The 21,096-nt window shown below is 71.3% G+C and carries 19 protein-coding genes; 15 read left to right on the plus strand and 4 right to left on the minus strand.

Annotated features, from left to right (window positions below; translation table 11 throughout):
- The first annotated feature begins 59 nt into the window (after positions 1-59).
- From J7E89_RS03705 to cobI, 4 genes are read left to right on the plus strand one after another with little or no spacing between them, the layout of a single operon-like run.
- Entirely contained in the window at positions 60-2,066 is a 2,007-nt protein-coding gene (locus tag J7E89_RS03705; RefSeq protein ID WP_214968253.1) for a putative cobaltochelatase, read from the plus strand.
- Positions 2,066-2,665, plus strand: a complete 600-nt coding sequence (gene cobO, locus J7E89_RS03710; protein WP_214968255.1) for a cob(I)yrinic acid a,c-diamide adenosyltransferase — start codon at positions 2,066-2,068, stop codon at positions 2,663-2,665. The genes J7E89_RS03705 and cobO overlap by 1 nt, the downstream gene beginning before the upstream one ends.
- Entirely contained in the window at positions 2,659-4,086 is a 1,428-nt protein-coding gene (locus J7E89_RS03715) for a cobyrinate a,c-diamide synthase (RefSeq protein WP_214968257.1), read from the plus strand. Before cobO ends, J7E89_RS03715 begins: the two co-directional genes overlap by 7 nt.
- Before the next feature lie 5 nt (positions 4,087-4,091).
- Positions 4,092-4,829: a precorrin-2 C(20)-methyltransferase gene (cobI, locus tag J7E89_RS03720; protein ID WP_214968366.1), complete on the plus strand. Its 738-nt coding sequence runs from the start codon at positions 4,092-4,094 to the stop codon at positions 4,827-4,829.
- Between the two features lie 5 nt (positions 4,830-4,834).
- Here cobI and J7E89_RS03725 read toward each other — a convergent pair whose 3' ends face one another.
- Entirely contained in the window at positions 4,835-5,560 is a 726-nt protein-coding gene (locus J7E89_RS03725; protein ID WP_214968259.1) for a ZIP family metal transporter, read from the minus strand.
- Between the two features lie 91 nt (positions 5,561-5,651).
- On the opposite strand from J7E89_RS03725, the gene cobM reads away from it, so the two are divergent.
- Genes cobM through cobC form a run of 6 tightly spaced genes read left to right on the plus strand, consistent with a single transcriptional unit; the run spans position 5,652 to position 12,221 of the window.
- Positions 5,652-6,515, plus strand: coding sequence for a precorrin-4 C(11)-methyltransferase (cobM, locus tag J7E89_RS03730; protein WP_214968262.1), 864 nt, complete (start codon positions 5,652-5,654; stop codon positions 6,513-6,515).
- Positions 6,512-7,810 carry a precorrin-6y C5,15-methyltransferase (decarboxylating) subunit CbiE gene (cbiE, locus tag J7E89_RS03735; protein ID WP_214968265.1) on the plus strand — a complete coding sequence of 433 codons (1,299 nt, stop codon included), beginning with the start codon at positions 6,512-6,514 and terminating at the stop codon, positions 7,808-7,810. The genes cobM and cbiE overlap by 4 nt, the downstream gene beginning before the upstream one ends.
- Entirely contained in the window at positions 7,807-9,648 is a 1,842-nt protein-coding gene (cobJ, locus tag J7E89_RS03740) for a precorrin-3B C(17)-methyltransferase (RefSeq protein ID WP_214968267.1), read from the plus strand. Before cbiE ends, cobJ begins: the two co-directional genes overlap by 4 nt.
- On the plus strand, positions 9,648-10,259 hold the full coding sequence (locus tag J7E89_RS03745) for a precorrin-8X methylmutase (RefSeq protein ID WP_214968269.1): 612 nt from the start codon (positions 9,648-9,650) through the stop codon (positions 10,257-10,259). Before cobJ ends, J7E89_RS03745 begins: the two co-directional genes overlap by 1 nt.
- A complete protein-coding gene (locus tag J7E89_RS03750; protein ID WP_214968272.1) occupies positions 10,256-11,176 on the plus strand; it encodes a sirohydrochlorin chelatase in 921 nt (306 codons plus the stop codon). Before J7E89_RS03745 ends, J7E89_RS03750 begins: the two co-directional genes overlap by 4 nt.
- Entirely contained in the window at positions 11,160-12,221 is a 1,062-nt protein-coding gene (cobC, locus tag J7E89_RS03755; RefSeq protein ID WP_214968274.1) for an Rv2231c family pyridoxal phosphate-dependent protein CobC, read from the plus strand. The genes J7E89_RS03750 and cobC overlap by 17 nt, the downstream gene beginning before the upstream one ends.
- A gap of 652 nt (positions 12,222-12,873) precedes the next feature.
- Here the strand turns inward: cobC and J7E89_RS03760 are convergent.
- Both J7E89_RS03760 and J7E89_RS03765 read right to left on the minus strand, forming a co-directional pair.
- Positions 12,874-13,812, minus strand: a complete 939-nt coding sequence (locus J7E89_RS03760; protein ID WP_251060062.1) for an SCO1860 family LAETG-anchored protein — start codon at positions 13,810-13,812, stop codon at positions 12,874-12,876.
- Positions 13,813-14,008: 196 nt separating this feature from the next.
- Positions 14,009-15,100, minus strand: coding sequence for an amidohydrolase family protein (locus J7E89_RS03765; RefSeq protein WP_214968279.1), 1,092 nt, complete (start codon positions 15,098-15,100; stop codon positions 14,009-14,011).
- Between the two features lie 106 nt (positions 15,101-15,206).
- Here J7E89_RS03765 and J7E89_RS03770 point away from each other — a divergent pair, with 106 nt between their 5' ends.
- The 5 genes from J7E89_RS03770 (at position 15,207) to thpD (ending at position 19,839) form a co-directional block, all read left to right on the plus strand.
- Positions 15,207-16,313 carry an aminotransferase class V-fold PLP-dependent enzyme gene (locus tag J7E89_RS03770; protein ID WP_214968282.1) on the plus strand — a complete coding sequence of 369 codons (1,107 nt, stop codon included), beginning with the start codon at positions 15,207-15,209 and terminating at the stop codon, positions 16,311-16,313.
- Positions 16,314-16,617: 304 nt separating this feature from the next.
- Complete coding sequence (gene ectA, locus J7E89_RS03775) at positions 16,618-17,151, plus strand: diaminobutyrate acetyltransferase (protein ID WP_214968284.1); 534 nt, start codon at positions 16,618-16,620, stop codon at positions 17,149-17,151.
- A gap of 50 nt (positions 17,152-17,201) precedes the next feature.
- The gene (ectB, locus tag J7E89_RS03780) at positions 17,202-18,470 is read left to right on the plus strand and encodes a diaminobutyrate--2-oxoglutarate transaminase (protein ID WP_214968286.1); all 1,269 of its coding nucleotides are present in this window, start codon (positions 17,202-17,204) and stop codon (positions 18,468-18,470) included.
- 52 nt (positions 18,471-18,522) lie between these two features.
- On the plus strand, positions 18,523-18,921 hold the full coding sequence (locus J7E89_RS03785) for an ectoine synthase (RefSeq protein ID WP_214968288.1): 399 nt from the start codon (positions 18,523-18,525) through the stop codon (positions 18,919-18,921).
- Positions 18,922-18,924: 3 nt separating this feature from the next.
- A complete protein-coding gene (gene thpD / locus J7E89_RS03790) occupies positions 18,925-19,839 on the plus strand; it encodes an ectoine hydroxylase (protein WP_214968290.1) in 915 nt (304 codons plus the stop codon).
- 96 nt (positions 19,840-19,935) lie between these two features.
- Here the strand turns inward: thpD and J7E89_RS03795 are convergent, their stop codons facing one another.
- Positions 19,936-21,006, minus strand: a complete 1,071-nt coding sequence (locus tag J7E89_RS03795) for an alkene reductase (RefSeq protein ID WP_214968292.1) — start codon at positions 21,004-21,006, stop codon at positions 19,936-19,938.
- Positions 21,007-21,096: the final 90 nt, after the last annotated feature.

Raw genomic sequence — 21,096 nt, forward strand, 5'->3', positions numbered from 1 at the left:
GGTCCTCAAACGCCGTACAAGCTGGACTGGGCTGCGGTTCGCATAACAAAGGAGGCTTCGTGAGTACCCCTTACCCCTTCACCGCCATCGTCGGAATGGACGACCTGCGGCTCGGGCTGCTGCTCAACGCCGTCTCGCCCGCCGTCGGCGGTGTGCTCGTTCGTGGTGAGAAGGGGACCGCGAAGAGCACCGCCGTGCGTGCGCTCTCAGCGCTGCTGCCCGAGGTGCCCGTCGTCTCGGGGTGCCGGTTCTCCTGTGACCCCGTCTCCCCCGATCCGGCGTGTCCCGACGGACCTCACGAGGTCGCGGGCGGCGTGTCGCGGCCTGCGCGGATGGTTGAGCTGCCGGTCGGGGCGTCCGAGGACCGGCTTGTCGGTGCGCTCGACATCGAGCGGGCGCTGGCCGAAGGCGTAAAGGCATTCGAGCCGGGGCTGCTGGCCGACGCTCATCGCGGGATTCTGTACGTCGACGAGGTCAACCTGCTGCACGACCACTTGGTGGACCTGCTGCTGGACGCCGCCGCCATGGGCGCGTCGTACGTCGAGCGCGAAGGCGTGTCCGTGCGGCACGCCGCGCGGTTCCTGCTCGTCGGCACCATGAACCCCGAAGAGGGCGAGCTGCGGCCGCAGTTGCTGGACCGGTTCGGGCTCACCGTGGAGGTGGCCGCCTCCCGGGAGACCGATCAGCGGGTGGAGGTCGTACGCCGCAGGCTCGCGTACGACGACGATCCTGCCGCCTTCGCCGCGCAGTGGGCCGGCGAAGAGGCGGCGCTGCGCGCGCGGATCGTGGCCGCGCGGGCGCTGTTGCCCGAAGTACGGCTCGGGGACGGCGCGTTGCGGCAGATCGCCGCCACCTGTGCGGCCTTCGAGGTCGACGGGATGCGGGCCGACATCGTGATGGCCCGGACCGCTACCGCTCTGGCCGCCTGGGCGGGGCGTACCGACGTAATCGCCGAAGATGTACGGCAGGCCGCGCTGCTCGCGCTTCCGCACCGGCGTCGGCGCAATCCGTTCGACGCGCCGGGGCTGGACGAGGACAAGCTCGACGACACGCTGGAGCAGAACAGCGGCTCCGAGGATGACGATCCTGATCCGGACGGGCCTGGTGGGGGCGGGCAGCCGCCGCAGGGCGATGGCGACGGGTCGTCCGACTCGCCGGACCAGCCCGGTGAGGCCGAGCCCGAGGCCGGTGAGGGGCAGCAGGCTCCCGCCGGGTCCGGTGGTGAGCAGGCGGCGGCCCGGTCCAGTGAGCCGTTCCGTACGAAGATGCTGAGTGTGCCCGGGCTTGGTGAGGGGGCGGCGGGGCGTCGGTCCCGTGCGCGTACCGAGCACGGTCGTACGACGGGGGCCCGTCGGCCGCAGGGGGCGCTCACCAAGCTGCATCTCGCGGCGACCGTGCAGGCCGCCGCGCCCCATCAGCGGGCGCGGGGCCGCAGTGGGCGTGGGCTGGTGGTGCGGCGGGACGATCTGCGGCAGGCGACGCGGGAGGGGCGCGAGGGGAATCTCGTGCTGTTCGTCGTGGACGCGTCCGGGTCGATGGCTGCCCGGCAGCGGATGAGCGCGGTGAAGGGCGCTGTGCTGTCGCTGCTGCTGGATGCGTATCAGCGGCGGGACAAGGTCGGGCTGGTGACCTTTCGGGGGAAGGACGCGGAGCTTGTGCTTCCGCCCACGTCGTCCGTGGACGCGGCCGCCGCGCGGCTGGAGACGCTGCCCACTGGTGGGCGTACGCCGCTGTCCGCCGGGCTGTTGAAGGCGCACGACGTGCTGCGGGTGGAAAAGATGCGGGATCCGTCGCGGCGTCCGCTGGTGGTGGTCGTGACCGATGGGCGGGCCACCGGTGGACCCGAGCCGCTGGCACTGGCCGCGCGCGCGGCCCGGCTGCACGCGGTGGAGGGTGTCGCCTCGGTGGTCGTGGACTGCGAGTCCGGTCCTGTGCGGCTCGGACTGGCTGGGGATCTGGCCCGGGAGCTGGGTGGTACGGCCGTCTCGCTCGACGAGCTGCGGGCCGACAGCATCGCCGGGCTCGTCAAGGACGTACAGGGAATGAACAGCAGGAGGGCAGCCTGATGCCGCAGGGACAGCCGAGCGTCGTACCGGAAGACGGTCTCACCACGCGCCAGCGGCGCAATAGGCCGCTTGTTGTGGTGCATACGGGGATGGGGAAGGGGAAGTCCACCGCGGCCTTCGGTCTCGCGCTGCGCGCCTGGAACCAGGGGTGGCCGATCGGGGTGTTCCAGTTCGTCAAGTCGGCGAAGTGGAAGGTCGGCGAGGAGAACGCGCTGAAGGTGCTGGGCGCGAGCGGCGAGGGCGGTTCGGTCGCCTGGCACAAGATGGGCGAGGGCTGGTCCTGGGTGCAGCGCGACGCGCAGCTCGACAACGAGGCGGCGGCGCGCGAGGGGTGGGAGCAGGTCAAGCGGGATCTGGCCGCCGAGACGTACAAGCTTTATGTGCTGGATGAGTTCGCTTACCCCATGCACTGGGGGTGGGTGGATGTCGACGAGGTCGTGCAGGTGCTGCGGGACCGGCCGGGGACTCAGCATGTGGTGATTACCGGTCGTAATGCTCCGGAGAAGTTGCTTGAGGCTGCTGATCTGGTGACTGAGATGTCCAAGGTCAAGCACCCGATGGACGCGGGCCAGAAGGGGCAGCGGGGCATCGAGTGGTAGCACCTCTTGCACGTCTTGTCATTGCCGCGCCGTCTTCGGGCAGCGGGAAGACCACGGTCGCGACCGGGTTGATGGCTGCCTTCGCGGCGGCTGGACTCGCCGTGTCGCCGCACAAGGTGGGGCCCGATTACATCGACCCCGGGTACCACGCGCTGGCCACCGGCCGCCCGGGGCGCAACCTCGACGCGTACCTCTGCGGTACGGAACTGATCGCGCCGCTCTTCGCGCACGGTGCGGCGGGGTGCGATCTCGCCGTCGTCGAGGGTGTGATGGGGATGTACGACGGGGCTTCCGGGCAGGGGGAGCTCGCCTCCACCGCGCAGGTCGCGAAGCTGCTGCGGGCGCCGGTGGTGCTGGTGGTGGACGCGTCCTCGCAGTCGCGGTCGGTGGCGGCGCTGGTACACGGGTTCGCGTCCTGGGATCCGGAGGTGCGGATCGGGGGCGTGATTCTGAACAAGGTGGGGTCCGCGCGGCACGAGGAGTTGCTGCGGGAGGCGCTGGATGCGTCGGGCGTGCCGGTGCTGGGGGCGCTGCGGCGGGCCAGGCAGGTGCGGACGCCTTCTCGGCACCTGGGGTTGGTGCCGGTCGCCGAGCGGCGGGCTGAAGCGGTGGAGGCGGTTGCTGCGCTGGCTGAGCAGGTGCGGGAGGGGTGCGATCTGGATGCGGTGCTTGCCTTGGCTCGGAGTGCGCCGGAGCTTGGCGCGGCTGCGTGGGAACCCGGGGTAGCGCTTGCGGAGGGCTCTTTTCCCCACCCCGCCCCTTCCCGTCACTGGGGCTCTGCCCCAGACCCCGGTCCTCAAACGCCGGACAGGCTGGAAAGGCGGCCCGTGGTCGCCGTCGCATCCGGGGCCGCGTTCACGTTCTCGTACGCCGAGCACTCCGAGCTGCTCGCTGCCGCCGGTGCCGACGTCGTGCCGTTCGATCCGCTCCGGGACGAGGCGCTGCCCGACGGGACGCGTGGGCTTGTCATCGGGGGCGGGTTTCCTGAGGTGTACGCCCCGGAGCTCTCCGGTAATGAGCCGTTGCGCAAGGCCGTTGCCGAGCTTGCGTTGTCCGGGGCGCCCGTTGCCGCCGAGTGTGCCGGGCTGCTCTATCTCTCGCGGTCACTCGACGGTCAGCCCATGTGCGGGGTGCTCGACGCCGAGGCGCGGATGTCGGAGCGGCTGACGCTCGGGTATCGCGAAGCCGTTGCCGTGTCGATGAGTTCGCTGGCCGCCGTCGGGACCCGGCTGCGCGGCCACGAGTTTCACCGGACGGTGATCGAGCCCGGTGCGGGTGCGGCTCCCGCGTGGGGGATGCATCTGCCTGAGCGGCGGGTCGAAGGGTTCGTACAACAGGGTGTGCATGCGAGTTATCTGCATACCCACTGGGCTGCCGAGCCAGGCATGGCCAAGAGATTTGTCGAGAGGTGTGCGGGATGAGCGGGATGATCACAAAACTGACCGGTGTCGGCGTCGGGCCCGGGGATCCTGAGCTGGTGACCGTGAAGGGCGTCAATGCCCTTCGGGACGCTGCCGTTGTGGTCGTTCCAGTGATGGACAGTGGCGAGCGCGGGCGGGCCGAGGCGACCGTCCTGCATTACGTCGACGCGGCAAAGGTCGTGCGGGTTGTCTTCGCTCTCAACGAGCGTGAGGACCGGGCACGGCGCGAAGCCGCCTGGGACGCGGCCGGGGCGCGGGTCGCCGAACTGCTGCGGGAGCACGGTTCGGTGGCGTTCGCGACGATCGGTGATCCCAACGTGTACTCGACGTTCACCTACCTCGCGCAGACGATCACGGAGCTGGTGCCGGGGACCGACGTGGTGACCGTGCCGGGGATCACCGCCATGCAGGATCTGGCCGCCCGCAGCGGGGCCGTACTGACGGAAGGGACCGAGCCGCTCACGCTCGTGCCCGTGACCGCCGGGGCCGCTGTGCTCAAGGAGGCTCTGGAGGGTCCTGGGACCGTCGTGGCGTACAAGTTCGGGCGGCTGGCGGGCGAGGTGGCGACCGCGCTGCGCGAGACGGGGCGTACCGAGGACGCGGTGTGGGGGTCGGCGCTCGGGCTGCCCGAGGAATCGATTCGGCCGGCCACCGAGCTGGAGGAGGAGGGCACTTCGCTGCCGTACCTCTCCACGCTCATCGCACCCGCGCGGCGCGACGGCGGTCGCGGGGGCAAGTTGTGAGCTGCTCAGTGCGCGATGCCCACCACCAGCCAGATGAAGGCCACTCCCGCGACCGTGCACAGCAGCGTGGAGCGGGCGGGGTGTTCGTGGTGGGCCTCGGGCAGGATTTCGGCGGCCGCGAGGTAGAGCAGTGCGCCGCCGAAGAAGCCCAGGTAGCTGCCGAGAAGTTCCTCCGGAAGGTTGAACAGGAGAGTGGACGCCGCGCCCGCCACCGGCGCCAGCGCGTCCGCGAACAGCATCGCCACGGCCTTTCGGCGCGCGTTCCCGTAGACGCTCGTGAGCGTGTACGTGTTGAATCCGTCGGCGAAGTCGTGGGTGACGACGGCGAGCGCGACGGTCGTGCCCATGCCCTCGCCCACCTGGAAGGCCGCGCCGATCGCGATGCCGTCCATCAGGCTGTGGCCGACCATCGCGCCCGCCGCCGTCAGCCCCACCTGAGGGACGCGTTCCGCGCTCGTACCGCCGTGCGCCGCCTGGCGTCCGGCGAGCAGGCGCTCCACCAAGTGGGCCACCAGGAAGCCGCCGACGAAGAGCAGAAGTGCCTGCGGTACGCCGAACACTTCGCCGTCCGCGGCCTCCAGCGCCTCCGGCAGCAGATCCAGGCCGACGACGCCCAGCATCAGTCCGCCGGCCAGGCCCAGCACCAAGTGGCGGCGGTCGGTGACGCGCAGCGCCACCCAGCCACCGAAGAGCGTCATGAGGAACGCGCCGAGCGCGACGAACACCGCCATGTGCTCTTGCTAGTCGATTGACCCCCTGCTTCGCACATCCAAGATCAGTTTCAAGTCGATTCACCGTTGATTCCCGAGAGGAACCCCACTCATGGCCGATGCCCCCACCGGCAAGGTGACCTTCGTGGGCGCCGGCCCCGGCGCCGCGGACCTGCTGACCTTCCGTGCCGCGCGCGCGATCGCCGACGCGGATGTGGTGATCTGGGCGGCGAGCCTCGTACAGGCCGAGATCCTGGAGCACGCGCGCGAGGGCGCCGAGATCCTCGACTCCGCCGCGATGTCCCTGGAGGACGTGGTCGCGGTGTACGAGCGGGCCGTGCGGGACGGGTTGAAGGTGGCCCGGGTGCACTCCGGCGACCCCGCGCTGTGGGGCGGCACGCAGGAGCAGGTCGACCGGTGCGACGAGCTGGGTCTGGACGTCGAGATCGTGCCGGGGGTCTCGTCGTTCTCGGCCGTTGCCGCGATCGCGCAGCGCGAGCTGACTATTCCCGAGGTCGCGCAGTCGGTGATCCTCACCCGGCTCGGAGGCGGCAAGACGCCCATGCCGCCCGGTGAGGAAGTGCGGGAGTTCGCTCGGCACGGCACGACGATGGCCGTCTTCCTGTCGGCGGCCCGGTCCGGGCAGCTGACGGCGGAGCTGCTGGAGGGCGGCTACCCGACGGACACGCCGGTCGTCATCGCGTACCAGGTCACCTGGCCCGAGGAGTTGGTGCTGCGCTGCACCATCGCCACGCTGGAGGAGACGGTCAAGGAGCACAAGCTCTGGAAGCACACGCTCTTCCTCGTCGGGCCCGCCCTCTCCGCCTCCGGTACACGCTCGCACCTCTACCACCCGGGGCACTTCCACGGGTTCCGGCGGGCCGACCGGACCGCGCGGGCCGCACTGCGCGCGTCGCAGAAGTCCGCGGATGTGAGTGCGGAGAAGGCGAAGAAGGCGGAGAAGTCCGGGTCATGATCACTGTTGTCGGTACGGGGACGGGCGCCCCGCTCTCCCCCGACGCCCGCGCGGCGCTCGACGCCGCCGGGCTTGTCGTCGGCGGGCGGCGGCATTTGGACGCCGCCGGGCTCCCCGACGGGGTGGCCCGGGTGGTCCTGGGGCCGCTCGCGCCCGCGCTGGACGCGGTCGCGGAGCACCTGGCCAAGCGGGCGGACAGCGCGGATGCCGGGGTTGTGGTGCTGGCATCGGGCGATCCGGGTTTCTTCGGGATCGTACGGGCGCTGGCGGAGCGGTTCGGTGCGGACGCCCTGGATGTACGTCCGGGGGCGCCCTCCGTCGCGGTCGCCTTCGCGCGGCTCGGGCTGCCGTGGGACGACGCGGTCGTCGTCAGCGCGCACGGGCGGGCGCTGCGTACCGCCGTGAACGTGTGCCGCGCGCACCCGAAGACGGCCGTCCTGACCGGGCCCGGCGCCGGGCCCGCCGAACTGGGCGCCGCGCTGGCTCGTACCGGCATCGAACGTACCCTCGTCGTCGCGTCCGCGCTCGGCGATCCGGACGGGGGCGAGAGCGTCGAGCACCTTTCGCCCGGCGAGGCTGCCGCGCGCGACTGGCCGGCGGCGGTCAGCGTCGTCGTATGCCTGGACGAGTCGCGGGCGCTCGCGCCGGCGCAGCGGACGGTCGGGGGGCGGGGTATCGGGCCGGCTCAATGGGCGCTGCCCGAGACCGCGTTCGAGCACCGCGATTCGATGATCACGAAGTTCGAGGTACGGGCGCTGGCGCTCGCCAGGCTCGGCCCGCGCCTGGGTGACCTGGTGTGGGACATCGGGGCGGGGTCGGGGTCCATGGCCGTGGAGTGCGTGCGGCTGGGGGCTGCGGCGATCGCGGTGGAGAAGACCTGCGACGGCGTGGAACGTATCCGGGCGAACGCCGCCGCGCACGGGGTCGACCTACAGACGGTGCACGGCGCGGCGCCGACGGTCCTGTCCCAACTCCCTGAACCCGACGCGGTGTTCGTCGGCGGGGGCGGGCGTGAGCTGCCCGCCATCGTCGCGGCGTGCGCGCGCAGTGCGCGGCGCACGGTCGTGGTCGCCCTGGCGGCGCTCGACCGGGTGCCGGCGGTACGGGCGGCCCTTGCGTCCGCCGGGTTCGAACCCGAGGGCGTACTGCTGCAGTCGTCCCGGCTCGCGCCGCTGCCCGGGGACGTGACCCGGCTGGCGGCCGCCAACCCTGTCTTTCTGCTGTGGGGACATCGCCCCGCGGATCCAGACCCGGATCGAGATCCAGATCCGGCAATTGAAGGAGCAGTTCAGTGATCGGCCTCATCTCCGCCACGGCGGCAGGCGCCGCGGCCCGCGACCGGCTGGCCGCGGCCTGGCCCGGGCGTACGCAGGTGTACGACGGCCCGGTGCGGGAGGCCGTCGGGCGCGCCTTCGCGGAATGCGAGCAGTTGGTGTGCTTCCTCGCGACGGGTGCGGTTGTGCGGCTGGTGGCCCCGCTCCTCGCGGACAAGGCGTCCGACCCGGGTGTGGTGTGCGTCGACGAGGCGCAGCGCCACGCGGTGTCGCTCATCGGCGGCCACGGCGGCGGCGCGAACGAGCTGGCGCTCGCGGTGTCGGCCGTCCTGGGCTGCGCCCCGGTGATCACGACGGCGACGGACGCCACGGACGTACCCGGCCTGGACACCCTGGGCTGGCCCGTCGAGGGCGCGACGGCCGCCGTGACGCGAGCCATCCTGGACGGCACCCCGGTCACGCTGGAAGCGGACACGGTGTGGCCGCTGCCGCCACTGCCGTCCAATGTGGCGGCGACGCATGCGGCGTCCGGCATGGCCGAGGCGGCTGCGGCCGCTGCCGTGCCCGTCGGCGGGCTCCCGGGGGCCATGGCCGCGACTGTTGCGGCCGGTGTCCTCGCCGAAGCCGCCTCGGCCGCCGCCGGGTCGGCGAAGGACGCGGCGCCAACCGCCGTGCTGCGCGTCACCGACCGCGTCGTCGACATCGGCGAGCGGGAGGTCGTGCTGCGGCCGCCGTCGCTCGTCGTCGGCGTGGGCGCCAGCAAGGGCGCGTCCGGCGATGAGGTGTTCGGGCTCGTGGAGGAGGCGCTGGCCTCCGCCGGTCTCTCGGTGCGCTCCGTCGCCGCCCTCGCGACCGTCGACGCCAAGGCCGAAGAGGCCGGGATCGTGGAAGCGGCAGCTCGGCTGGGAGTGCCTCTGCGGACGTACACCGCCGAGGAGTTGGCCCGTATCGACGTACCGAATCCCTCGGGGGCTCCGCTCGCCGCCGTCGGCACGCCGTCCGTCGCGGAGGCCTCCGCGCTCGTCGGCGGGGGTGAACTCCTCGTACCCAAGCGGAAGTCCACGCCCGAGGGGCGTGCGGCGATGGCCACCTGCGCCGTCGTGCGCAAGGAGCCGCGTGGGCGGCTCGCAGTCGTCGGCCTCGGGCCCGGCGCACGCGATCTGCTGACGCCGCGCGCCCGGGACGAGATCCGGCGCGCCTCGGTGCTCGTCGGGCTCGATCAGTACGTCGACCAGATCCGGGACCTGCTGCGGCCGGGGACGCGCGTCCTGGAGTCGGGGCTTGGCGCCGAGGAGGAGCGGGCCCGTACCGCCGTCGCGGAGGCCCGCGCCGGGCACGCGGTCGCGCTGATCGGGTCGGGTGACGCGGGCGTGTACGCCATGGCGTCGCCCGCGCTCGCCGAGGCGAGCGACGACATCGACGTCGTCGGCGTACCGGGGGTTACGGCGGCGCTCGCCGCCGCCGCGATCCTGGGCGCGCCGCTCGGCCACGACCACGTCTCGATCAGCCTCTCCGACCTGCACACGCCGTGGGAGGTCATCGAGCGGCGCGTACGGGCCGCCGCCGAGGCCGACATCGTCGTGACGTTCTACAACCCCCGCAGCCGGGGCCGCGACTGGCAGCTCCCCAAGGCGCTGTCGATCCTCGCAGAGCACCGCGAGCCGACGACGCCGGTCGGTGTCGTACGCAACGCCTCGCGACCGGACGGAACCAGCCGCCTCACCACGATCGCCGCGCTCGACCCGGCGACCGTCGACATGATGACCGTCGTGGTCGTCGGCAACACCGCCGCACGCGAGATCGCCGGCCGCATGGTGACGCCGCGCGGCTACCGCTGGCAGCAGACGGAGGGTTCGTAATGACCACTGACAGGGTTGTGCATCCCATCGAGCAGGAGTCCTTCCGGCGCCTGCGCTCCCGCCTCGACACGTCGCACTTCGCGCCGCTGACGCGGGCCGTCGTGGAGCGGGTCATCCACTCCGCGGCGGATCTGGAGTACGCCACCGACCTGGTCTGCGACGAGCGCACGCTCGAAGCCGCGCACGCCGCGCTGCACGCAGGTGCGCCGGTCGTCGTGGACGTGGAGATGGTCGCGGCGGGAATCACCCGGCGCGAGACCGTGTGCCGGCTGAGGGAGGCTGTGGCGGGGCCGGACCTGACCCGCAGCGCGCACGCGATCAGGCTGGCGTACGAGCAGGTGGGGCCCGGCGCCGTGTGGGTGATCGGCTGCGCGCCCACGGCGCTGGAGGAGCTGCTGGTCCTGGACGCCGAACCCGCGCTCGTCATCGGCCTGCCGGTCGGCTTCGTCGGGGCGGCCGAGTCCAAGGCGGCGCTGCGCGAGAGCGGGCTGCCGGCTGTCAGCAACGTCTCGGAGAAGGGCGGTTCGGCGGTCGCTGCGGCGGCGCTGAACGCCCTGCTCTACACCTCGATCACCCCCCTCACCACCCCCCTCACCAAGGAGAACGCGTGACCACCGCGCCCCCCGCACTGCTCATCGCCGGACACGGCACCCGCGACGAAGCCGGAGCCGGCGCGTTCCGCGACTTCGTCGAGGAGCTGGGCAGGCGTCACCCCGAACTGCCCGTCGCGGGCGGCTTCATCGAGCTGTCCCCGCCGCCGCTCGGCGACGCGGTGACGTCGTTGGTCGAGCGGGGTGTCACTCGCTTCGCGGCCGTTCCCCTGATGCTGGTCTCCGCCGGTCACGCCAAGGGCGACATACCGGCGGCGCTGTCCCGCGAGAAGGAGCGCCACCCCGGGATCTCGTACACCTACGGCCGTCCGCTCGGCCCGCACCCGGGTCTGCTCGCGGTGCTGGAGCGTCGGGTCGACGAGGTGCTCGGCGACCTCGACCGGTCCGAGGTGACCGTGCTGCTGGTGGGCCGGGGCTCGACCGATCCGGACGCCAACGCCGAGGTGTACAAGGCGGCACGACTGTTCTGGGAGGGACGTGGGTATGCGGGTGTGGAAACCGCGTTCGTCTCGCTCGCCGCACCCGACGTGCCGGGCGGACTCGACCGCTGCACGAAGCTCGGGGCCAAGCACATCGTGGTCCTGCCGTACTTCCTCTTCACCGGGATCCTGCCGGACCGGGTGCGGCAGCAGACTCGGGACTGGGCCGAGGCGCACCCCGCGACCGGGGTGACTTCGGCCGATGTGATCGGCCCCACCGAGGAGTTGATGGACCTCGTGATGGAGCGCTACCGGGAGGCAGTGAAGGGTGACCTGCGCATGAACTGCGACTCCTGCGTCTACCGCATCGCCCTGCCCGGCTTCGAGGACAAGGTGGGAGCGCCGCAGCAGCCGCACTTCCACCCGGACGACGACGGCCACCACCATCACCACCCTCACCCTCACCCTCACCCAGGCAGCCATGCACACGCCCACTGACGTCGCCACGCACGACCTGAGTCACCACGGAGACGCCGAGGTCCGCGAGGGTGATCTCACCGATCTCGCGGTCAATGTACGGGCGGACACTCCCCCGGCCTGGCTCAAGGCCCGCATCGCCGCGTCCCTGGACTCGCTCGCGGCCTACCCGGACGGGCGGGCCGCGCGCGCGGCGGTCGCGGAGCGGCACGGGCTGCCGGTGGATCGGGTACTGCTGACGGCGGGCGCGGCGGAGGCGTTCGTGCTGCTCGCACGGGCTCTGGCGGTGCGCCGACCCGTCGTCGTACACCCCCAGTTCACGGAGCCGGAGGCGGCGCTGCGGGACGCGGGCCACGAGGTCGGCCGCGTTCTGCTGCGCGAGGAGGACGGCTTCCGGCTCGCTCCGGCGGACGTCCCCGAGGACGCGGAACTGGTGATGATCGGCAACCCGACCAATCCCACGTCCGTCCTGCACCCGGCGTCCGCCATTGCCGGGCTGGCCCGGCCGGGGCGGACGCTGGTGGTCGACGAGGCGTTCATGGACGCGGTGCCGGGCGAGCCGGAGGCGTTGGCGGGGCGTACGGACGTACCCGGCCTCGTCGTGCTCCGCAGCCTGACCAAGACCTGGGGTCTGGCGGGCCTGCGCATCGGTTACGTCCTGGCCGACCCGGCGACAATCTCCGCGCTGGAGCGCGCGCAGCCGCTGTGGCCGGTGTCGACGCCGGCGCTGACCGCCGCGCAGGCGTGCGTCGGTCCGGCGGCGCTCGCGGAGGCGACGCGGGCCGCGCGGCGGGTGGCCGCCGACCGGGCGCATCTGCTGGCCGGGCTGGCGGAGTTCGACGAGGTACGGGCGGTGGAGGCCGCGGAGGGTCCTTTCGTACTCGTACGGATGGAACGGGCCGACGAGGTACGGGAACGCCTGCGGAGCCTGGGCTTCGCGGTGCGGCGGGGGGACACGTTCCCGGGCCTGGGCCCGCAGTGGCTCCGCCTGGCCGTGCGCGACCGGGCCACGACAGGCCGCTTCCTCCAGGCCCTGGACCAGGCACTGACGCTGGTGAGCCGCTGACACCGGCGGTGCCTGCGGCGCTGCTCCCCTACCCGCCCCTTCCCGAAACCGGGGGCAAGCCCCCGGTCTCCCGACGCCCTACGGGCGTGTCCTCAAACGCCGGACGGGCTGGGCTGGGCGGGCTGAGCGGGCATGTCGCGCGCAGCGACGGACGCCTGCTCCGCGGCCGCATGTCGCTCGGCGGCACATTGCCACCGAGCGACATATCCAGCCCCTCCGGCGTTGCGAGGAGCGCAGCCTGGGGCAGCAGCCCACCCGGCCACTTCAGCCCGTCCGGCGTTTGAGAAGCAGGGCCCGGGGCGGAGCCCCAGCTGCCCGCCCCCGGCGACTCCAGCCTTCCGGCGCTTGAGGACCCGGGCCCGAGGCAGCACCCCAACCGCCCACCCCCGGCAACTCCACCCCGTCCGGTGTTCGAGGACCCGGGCCCGAGGCAACACCCCCACCGTCCACCCCCGCCACTCCAGCCGTCCGGCGCTTGAAGGCCAGGCCAAGGGGCAACGCCCCAACCGCCCGCCCCCGGCCACTTCAGCCCGTCCGGCGTTTGAGGACCGGGTCCGGGGCAGCGCCCCCACGCGGCGGAGCCGCAAAGTGTCACAGCGGGAAGGGGCGGGTCGGGGAAGAGCCCCGCAGGGCACGCCCGCCCCCTTCCGCGTCAGGCCCCGTTACGGGATCGCCGGCTCCTCGCCACCGCCAGCGCGGCCGCGCCGGACGCCAGCAACAGGGCCGCGCCGCCTGCCAGGTAGGGGGTTGTGGAACTGCCGCCCGTCTCCGCCAGGTTCGCCTCCGTCGCCGTCGCCGTCTGCGGCTTTACGTCCGGCTCCGGCGCCGGCGCCGAAGGGGCCTTCGGTTCCTCCTTCGCCGGCGGCGCCTTCGGCGACTCGCATGTCGCGCCCGCCAGCGTCACCGTGCCGTCGACCTCGGCGACGTTCAGCTTGAGCGGGTTCACCGACACCTTCAGTTCGAGGGCCGTGGCAGCCGCTGTACGCGACGTCGTATGCGTCTTCGACAGATCCAGCGTCACCACGCCCACCGCGGGCACATCAACCCGTGTCGGCCCGCCCGCCGACAGGGTGACCTTCTTGCCGAGCACGGTCACCGCACCGAGCACGTTCGACTCGGCCACCGGCTGCTTTCCCGCCTCGCACAGCGCCTTCGACGTGACCTTCTCGACCTCGATGAGCGAGAGCAGCGGCAGCCCCGGCACATGGACCCTGGCGTGCGCGAGGTTGACGTGTCCCTCCGTCTTGTGGGCGTCGGCCGTCGCCTTCGCCGTGGCCACGTCGGCGCGCAGTACGCTGACCGGCTTGCCCTGCTCCACGCCGTCCAACTGGACTGTCAGCGCGGTCTTTTCGGCGCTCGCCGGGGCGTTCACCTCGTTGAGCGCGGCCGTGAGCGGCACGTTGACGGACTTGTTGAGCAGCGAGATGTCAAGACCGGTACGGAGTACGACGGCGTCGGCCCTGCCCTCGCCGCCACCCCCGGTGGCGTGCGCCGCCGGAGCGGCGACGAGCAGAGCGGCAGCGGGGCCCGCGGTCAGGGCGAAGGCAGCCGCGGCGGCTGCGGACCGGCGTGCGGGCCGGCGTGCGGGCATGCTGAAGAAGGTGCTGTTCAAAGCGGTGGAACCCCCACAAGTGACACGGCGCCGCCCGGCGCACTTCACGGGGACACGTGGGCGCCGGGGCGGCTGAGACACAGGAATACTTACGCACTTAGAGTGAACGGTCAGCGACGTGACGTGAGTTCACCCCAAAGTGGGGTTTCCGAGCCCGTATTCGAATCCCTCGCCGTCAGCCGACGATCCGGCCGTTGAGGATGATCCGCTGCGGGGCGGCCAGTACGCGCACATCCGCGCGCGGATCCTCGTCGTACACCACCAGGTCGGCCGGCGCCCCCTCCTCCAGCACCGGCCGCCCGAGCCACTGCCGCGCTCCCCACGCCGTGGCCGACAGAGCCTCGATCGCGGGGATGCCCGCCTTCACCAGCTCCGCGACCTCGTCCGCCACCAGTCCGTGGGCCAGCGAGCCGCCCGCGTCCGTGCCGACGAAGACCGGGATGCCCGCGTCGTACGCCGCGCGGACCGTGTCGTACCGGCGCGCGTGCAGCTCCCGCATGCGCGCCGACCAGCGCGGGAACTTCGCCTCGCCGCCGTCCGCGAGGTGCGGGAACGTCGCGATGTTGACCAGGGTCGGGACGATCGCGACGCCGCGCTCGGCGAAGAGCGGGATCGTGTCCTCGGTGAGGCCGGTGGCGTGCTCGATGCAGTCGATGCCCGCCTCGACGAGGTCGCGCAGCGAGTCCTCCGCGAAGCAGTGCGCGGTGACCCGGGCGCCCAGCCGGTGCGCCTGGGCGATGGCCGCCTCGACCTCGCCGCGCGGCCAGCACGCGCCCAGGTCCCCGGTCTCCCGGTCGAGCCAGTCGCCGACGAGCTTGACCCAGCCGTCGCCGCGCCGCGCCTCCCGGGCGACGTACGCGACCAGGTCGCCCGGCTCGATCTCGTGGGCGTAATTACGGATGTAGCGGCGGGTCCGCGCGATGTGCCGCCCCGCCCTGATGATCTTCGGAAGGTCGTCGCGGTCGTCGATCCAGCGGGTGTCGGACGGCGACCCCGCGTCGCGGATCAGCAGCGTGCCCGCCTCCCGGTCGGTCAGCGCCTGCTTCTCGCTGGTGGCCTCGTCGACGGGGCCGTGCCGGTCGAGTCCGACGTGGCAGTGCGTGTCGACCAGGCCGGGCAGCGCCCAGCCGTGGACGACCTGCTCATCGCGTACGCCCGCGGGCCGTTCGTACGTGATCCTGCCGTCCACGGCCCACAGCTCGTCCCGTACGTCGTCGGGCCCCGCGAGCACCCGCCCCTTCACCCGCAGCACCATGCGCTCACTCATACAGAGCACTCTACGAGGGGGCGACTACGCTCATCCGCGTGAGGCAGCACCACTGATCCACTGACCCACCCTTCAAAAGATCCGAAGATCCGAAGAGAGCTCCACCGTGACACACCCGCTTCTGGACCTGGCCCCACTGACCGCCGCGCACTTCGCGGCCATCGAACGCCGGGTCGCCGCGCTGCTCTCCACCGAGCAGGACGTGGTCATCATGCAGGGCGAGGCGCTGCTTCCCCTCGAAGGCTGCATCCGCGGCGGCGCCCGTCCCGGCTCGGCCGCGCTGAACGTGGTGACCGGGCCGTACGGACAGACCTTCGGCAACTGGCTGCGCGACTGCGGCGCGGCCGTCTTCGATCTGACCGTCCCGTTCCACACGGCGGTCTCCGCCGAGCAGATCGGGCAGGCGCTCGACGAGCACCCGGAAATCGACTTCGTCTCGCTGGTGCACGCGGAGGCTGCGACCGGCAACACCAACCCGGTGGCCGAGATCGGCGAGGTCGTACGGGCCCACGGCGCCCTCTTCATGCTCGACGCGGTCGCTTCGGTGGCCGCCGAACCGCTGCTGCCCGACGCGTGGGGCGTCGACCTGTGCGTGATCGGGGCACAGAAGGCGATGAGCGGGCCGGCCGGCGTCTCCGCGGTGTCGGTCAGCACCCGCGCCTGGGAGCGGATCGCCGCGAACCCCGCCGCCCCGCGCCGCTCGTACCTCTCCCTCCTGGACTGGAAGGAGCGGTGGATCGACGGCGGCCGCAAGGCGCTGCTGCACGCGCCCGCGCAGCTGGAGATGCTGGCGCTGGAGGCGTGTCTGGAGCGTATCGAGGCGGAAGGGCTCGCCGCGGTGGAGGCCAGGCACCTGGCCGCCGCCTCGGCCACGCGCGCGGGCGCGGTCGCGCTGGGCGGGGACCTGGAGCCGTACGTCCACGCGGCGCGGGACGCCGCGCCGGTCGCCACGACGCTGCGCACGCCCGCCGGGGTGGACGCGTCGGAGATCGTCGCGAAGGCACTGGTCGCCGATCCGTCGCTGCCGCTGATCGCGGGCGGCGGGGCGCTGGCCAAGGAGATGATCCGGGTCAATCACTACGGCGTCGATGCCACACGGGGTGTGGTCCAGTCGTCACTCGCCGCACTGGGCGCGGCACTGAGCGAATCGGGTGTGCGTGGGGTCGACACCGAAGCTGCCCGAAAGGCCGTGGCGGAAACCTGGCCCGGCTAATAAATTCCTTGAATTCAGGGAATTAACGGAAAACGGGAAGCCGCTTTATCAGCGCAGCTTCCCGTTTTCTTCTGCCCGGTTTCCCCGACCCTAAACGCCAAGATTTCAACAAGAGATCGAGGCCGTTTCGGGCATGTGACAGACCCCACAGTCAGTGCGATTTGCCCGGATATTTACGGTCAAATCACCCACATTTGCAGTCTGCTCGCGCGAAGCGCGCCCCCGCGCGATAACACAAGAAGGGCTCTCACCCAACCCCTTCCGACGATGCACTTTTTGAATTTGCTCGGTAAATTTCATCCGCATGACCGCCGCACAAGCAGACCTTGCACGTGCCCGAAGCGAATTCCTGCAGATCGAAGCTCCGCGAGTGGAGGACGGAGCCGCGATCTGGCGCATTGCCCGCGACTCCAAGGTGCTGGACCTCAACTCCTCGTACAGCTATCTGCTGTGGTGCCGCGACTTCGCAGCGACCTCCGTCGTGGCCAGAGACAGCCCCGGGGGTGAGCCGATCGCGTTCATCACGGGCTATGTACGTCCCGACCGCCCCGAGACGCTCGTCGTCTGGCAGGTCGCCGTCGACCACGGCCACCGCGGCCTCGGGCTGGCCGGCACGCTCCTGGAGGCGCTGACCGAGAAGGTCACCGCCCGGCAGGGAGTGAAGACGATCGAGACGACCGTGACGCCGGACAACACCGCCTCCGACCGGCTGTTCACCTCGTACGCCGAGCGCCGGGGAGTGCCCCTGGAGCGCGAAGTCCTCTTCGACGGAGGACTGTTCCCCGAGGGAACCCACCTGCCCGAGGTGCTGTACCGCATCGGCCCGATCGCTTCCTGACGCGCCCCCGCCCTCCCCCCATACTTCCCCCTCTCTCCCAGGAGACCGCTGTGACCATCACTCCTCCCGCCCTGAGCGTCTTCGAGACCCTGGAATCCGAGGTACGCAGCTACTGCCGCGGCTGGCCGGCCGTGTTCGACCGCGCGCAGGGCAGCCACCTCCACGACGAGGACGGCCACACCTACCTCGACTTCTTCGCCGGCGCCGGGTCACTGAACTACGGCCACAACAACCCGGTGCTGAAACGCGCGCTGATCGACTACATCGAGCGCGACGGCATCACCCACGGCCTGGACATGGCGACGACCGCCAAGCGCGCCTTCCTGGAGACGTTCGAGAACGTGATCCTGCGGCCGCGCGACCTGCCGTACAAGGTGATGTTCCCGGGCCCGACCGGCACCAACGCCGTCGAGGCCGCCCTGAAGCTGGCCCGTAAGGTCAAGGGCCGCGAGTCGGTCGTGTCCTTCACCAACGCCTTCCACGGCATGTCGCTCGGCTCACTCGCCGTCACCGGCAACGCCTTCAAGCGAGCCGGCGCGGGCATACCGCTCGTACACGGCACTCCGATGCCGTTCGACAACTACTTCGACGGCACGGTCGAGGACTTCCTGTGGTTCGAGCGGCTGCTCGACGACCAGGGCTCCGGCCTGAACAAGCCCGCCGCGGTGATCGTCGAGACGGTGCAGGGCGAGGGCGGCATCAACGTCGCCCGCGCCGAGTGGCTGCGCGCGCTCCAGGAGCTGTGCCACCGCCAGGACATGCTGCTGATCGTCGACGACATCCAGATGGGCTGCGGCCGTACCGGCGGCTTCTTCTCCTTCGAGGAGGCCGGCATCACGCCGGACATCGTCACCCTGTCGAAGTCCATCAGCGGTTACGGCATGCCCATGTCGCTCTGCCTGTTCAAGCCCGAGCTCGACGTCTGGGAGCCGGGCGAGCACAACGGCACCTTCCGCGGCAACAACCCCGCGTTCGTCACCGCCACCGCCACGCTCAACACCTACTGGGCCGACGGCCAGATGGAGAAGCAGACGCTGGCGCGCGGCGAGCAGGTCGAGCGGGCGCTGCTGGCCATCGCCGACGAGAACGACGGCGCCGACGTCAGCTTCCGTGGCCGCGGCCTGGTCTGGGGCATGGAGTTCACCGACAAGGCGCGCGCCACGGCGGTCTGCCGCCGCGCCTTCGAACTGGGCATGCTGCTGGAGACCTCGGGTCCCCAGAGCGAGGTCGTGAAGCTGCTGCCGGCGCTCACCATCTCCCCCGAGGAGCTGGACGAGGGGCTGCGCATCCTGGCCCGCTCCGTCCGCGAGACCGCCTGACCCACGACTGCTCAACGCAGCACCGCAGTAACACAGAAGGGCTCGACTCAACGTGATCGTCCGATCGTTCAAGGACATTGAGGGCACCGACCGCCATGTGAAGGCCGCCTCCGGGACCTGGGAGAGCAAGCGCATCGTGCTCGCCAAGGAGAAGGTCGGCTTCTCGCTCCACGAGACCGTGCTGTACGCGGGTACGGAGACGTCGATGTGGTACGCCAACCACATCGAGGCCGTCCTGTGCACGGAGGGCGAGGCCGAGCTCACCAATGACGAGACCGGCGAGAAGCACTGGATTTCGCCGGGCACGATGTACCTGCTGGACGGCCACGAGCGCCACACTATGCGCCCCAAGACCAACTTCCGCTGCGTATGCGTCTTCAACCCTCCCGTCACCGGACGGGAGGACCACGACGAGAACGGTGTCTACCCGCTGCTGACCGAGGAGGTCTGAACCATGACCGACGTACTCACCCCACGCACCGAGACCCCACGCGCCGACCTCTACCCGACGCGCGGCGCCGCCGAGGTGACCACGCCCCGCCAGGACCCGGTCGTCTGGTCCGCGCCGGGCGCGCCGGGGCCCATCGAGGCCGACGACCTCATGGGCTTCGAGCGGGACGGTTTCCTCGCCATCGACCAGCTCATCGCCCCGGACGAGGTGTCGCTCTACCGGGCCGAGCTGGAACGGCTGGTCAGCGACCCGGGAGTGCGGGCGGACGAACGCTCGATCATCGAGCCGAAGTCGAGGGACGTACGGTCGGTCTTCGAGGTGCACCGCATCAGTGAGGTCTTCGCGAAGCTGGTCCGGGACCCGCGGGTGGTCGGCAGGGCCCGGCAGATCCTCGGCTCGGACGTGTACGTCCACCAGTCCCGGATCAACGTCAAGCCGGGCTTCGGGGCTTCCGGGTTCTACTGGCACTCGGACTTCGAGACGTGGCACGCCGAGGACGGTTTGCCGAACATGCGGACCGTGTCCGTCTCGATCGCGCTGACCGAGAACTACGACACCAACGGCGGCCTGATGATCCTGCCGGGGTCGCACAAGGAGTTCCTGGGCTGCGCCGGCAGAACGCCGAAGGACAACTACAAGCGCTCTCTGCAGATGCAGGACGCCGGCATCCCGTCGGACGGCGCGCTGACGCGCATGGCGGACCGGCACGGCATCAGGCTCTTCACGGGCAAGGCCGGTTCGGCGACGTGGTTCGACTGCAACGCGATGCACGGCTCGGGCGACAACATCACACCGTACGCGCGCAGCAATGTCTTCATCGTCTTCAACAGCGTGGAGAACGCGGCGGTCGAGCCGTTCGCGGCGCCCGTACGTCGGCCCGACTTCATCGGGGCGAGGGACTTCACGCCTGTGAGGTAGGCGCCGGCGTACGAACGACGGCAAGGCGGGCGGGACCGGTTCGGTGGAACCGGCCCCGCCCGCCTTGCGTTTCAGGCTGTCAGGCCGTCAGGCGCTTCAGGCAGCCAGCGCCGGGTAGTCCGTGTAGCCCTTGTGGTCGCCGCCGAAGAAGGAGGCCGGGTCCGGGGTGTTGTACGGGCCCTCGGTCTTCAGCCGGGCCGGCAGGTCGGGGTTGGCGAGGAAGAGCGCTCCGTACGCGACGAGGTCAGCGACGCCCTCCTCGACGAGGCCGAGCGAACCATGGTCCGTGGGGCCCTCGGTCGCCGGGTTGAGGATGAAGGCGCCGGCGAACTTCGCGCGCAGCTCAAGCAGCAGTTCGCGCCGCTCCGGGGCGACCTCGACGGCGTGCAGGTACGCGAGGCCGAGCGGGGCTATGGCCTCGACGAGCGCCGGGTAGAGGGCGTCGGTGTCGGTCTCGGCCATGTCGTTGTACGGGTTGCCGGGCGAGATCCGCAGGCCGGTCCTGTCGGCGCCGATCGCCTCCACGACCGCCTTGGTGACCTCGACCGCGAAGCGGATGCGGTTCTCGACGGAGCCGCCCCACTCGTCGGTGCGCAGGTTGGTGCTGGTGGAGAGGAACTGCGTAATCAGGTAGCCGTTGGCGCCGTGCAGCTCGACGCCGTCGAAGCCGGCGTCGATGGCGTTGCGGGCGGCCGCCGCGAAGTCGGCGACGGTCTCACGGATCTCGGCGCCGGTCAGCTCGCGCGGGGTTTCGAAGTCCTTCATGCCCTCGGCGGTGTAGAGCTGTCCGGCGGAGGCGACGGCGGACGGGGCGACCGGGACCAGCCCGTCGGGGAGGAGGACGGGGTGGCCGATACGGCCGGCGTGCATGAGCTGCGCGTAGATCCGGCCGCCCGCGGCATGCACGGCGTCGGTGACCTTGCGCCAGCCCGCGGTCTGCTCGGCGCTGTGCAGGCCGGGGGTGAACGGGTAGCCCTGGCCGACGACGGAGGGCTGGACACCTTCGGTGACGATCAGACCGGCGGAGGCCCGCTGGGCGTAGTACTCGGCCGTGAGCTCGGTGGGTACGCCGCCCTCACCGGCGCGGCTGCGCGTCATCGGGGCCATCACGATGCGGTTGGCGAGCTGGGTGCCCGAGAGCTCGAACGAATCGAATGCGGTGGTCATGGCAGAAGCCTCCGAAGCAGATATGTGGTCGACCAAGTAATCAGGCGAGAGTTACTGTAGCGCATTACTTGGCCGACCAAGGTAAAGTTG

This window comes from Streptomyces sp. ISL-100 (genome assembly GCF_018614615.1).
Classification (GTDB): Bacteria; Actinomycetota; Actinomycetes; order Streptomycetales; family Streptomycetaceae; genus Streptomyces.

Bases quoted from the DNA above. Each gene is read 5' to 3' on its own strand.
- cobO (WP_214968255.1), top strand. From the start codon at position 2,066: ATGCCGCAGGGACAGCCGAGCGTCGTACCGGAAGACGGTCTCACCACG.
- cobI (WP_214968366.1), top strand. From the start codon at position 4,092: ATGATCACAAAACTGACCGGTGTCGGCGTCGGGCCCGGGGATCCTGAG.
- J7E89_RS03725 (WP_214968259.1), bottom strand. From the start codon at position 5,560: ATGGCGGTGTTCGTCGCGCTCGGCGCGTTCCTCATGACGCTCTTCGGT.
- cobM (WP_214968262.1), top strand. From the start codon at position 5,652: ATGGCCGATGCCCCCACCGGCAAGGTGACCTTCGTGGGCGCCGGCCCC.
- cbiE (WP_214968265.1), top strand. From the start codon at position 6,512: ATGATCACTGTTGTCGGTACGGGGACGGGCGCCCCGCTCTCCCCCGAC.
- J7E89_RS03745 (WP_214968269.1), top strand. From the start codon at position 9,648: ATGACCACTGACAGGGTTGTGCATCCCATCGAGCAGGAGTCCTTCCGG.
- cobC (WP_214968274.1), top strand. From the start codon at position 11,160: ATGCACACGCCCACTGACGTCGCCACGCACGACCTGAGTCACCACGGA.
- J7E89_RS03760 (WP_251060062.1), bottom strand. From the start codon at position 13,812: ATGCCCGCACGCCGGCCCGCACGCCGGTCCGCAGCCGCCGCGGCTGCC.
- J7E89_RS03765 (WP_214968279.1), bottom strand. From the start codon at position 15,100: ATGAGTGAGCGCATGGTGCTGCGGGTGAAGGGGCGGGTGCTCGCGGGG.
- ectA (WP_214968284.1), top strand. From the start codon at position 16,618: ATGACCGCCGCACAAGCAGACCTTGCACGTGCCCGAAGCGAATTCCTG.
- thpD (WP_214968290.1), top strand. From the start codon at position 18,925: ATGACCGACGTACTCACCCCACGCACCGAGACCCCACGCGCCGACCTC.
- J7E89_RS03795 (WP_214968292.1), bottom strand. From the start codon at position 21,006: ATGACCACCGCATTCGATTCGTTCGAGCTCTCGGGCACCCAGCTCGCC.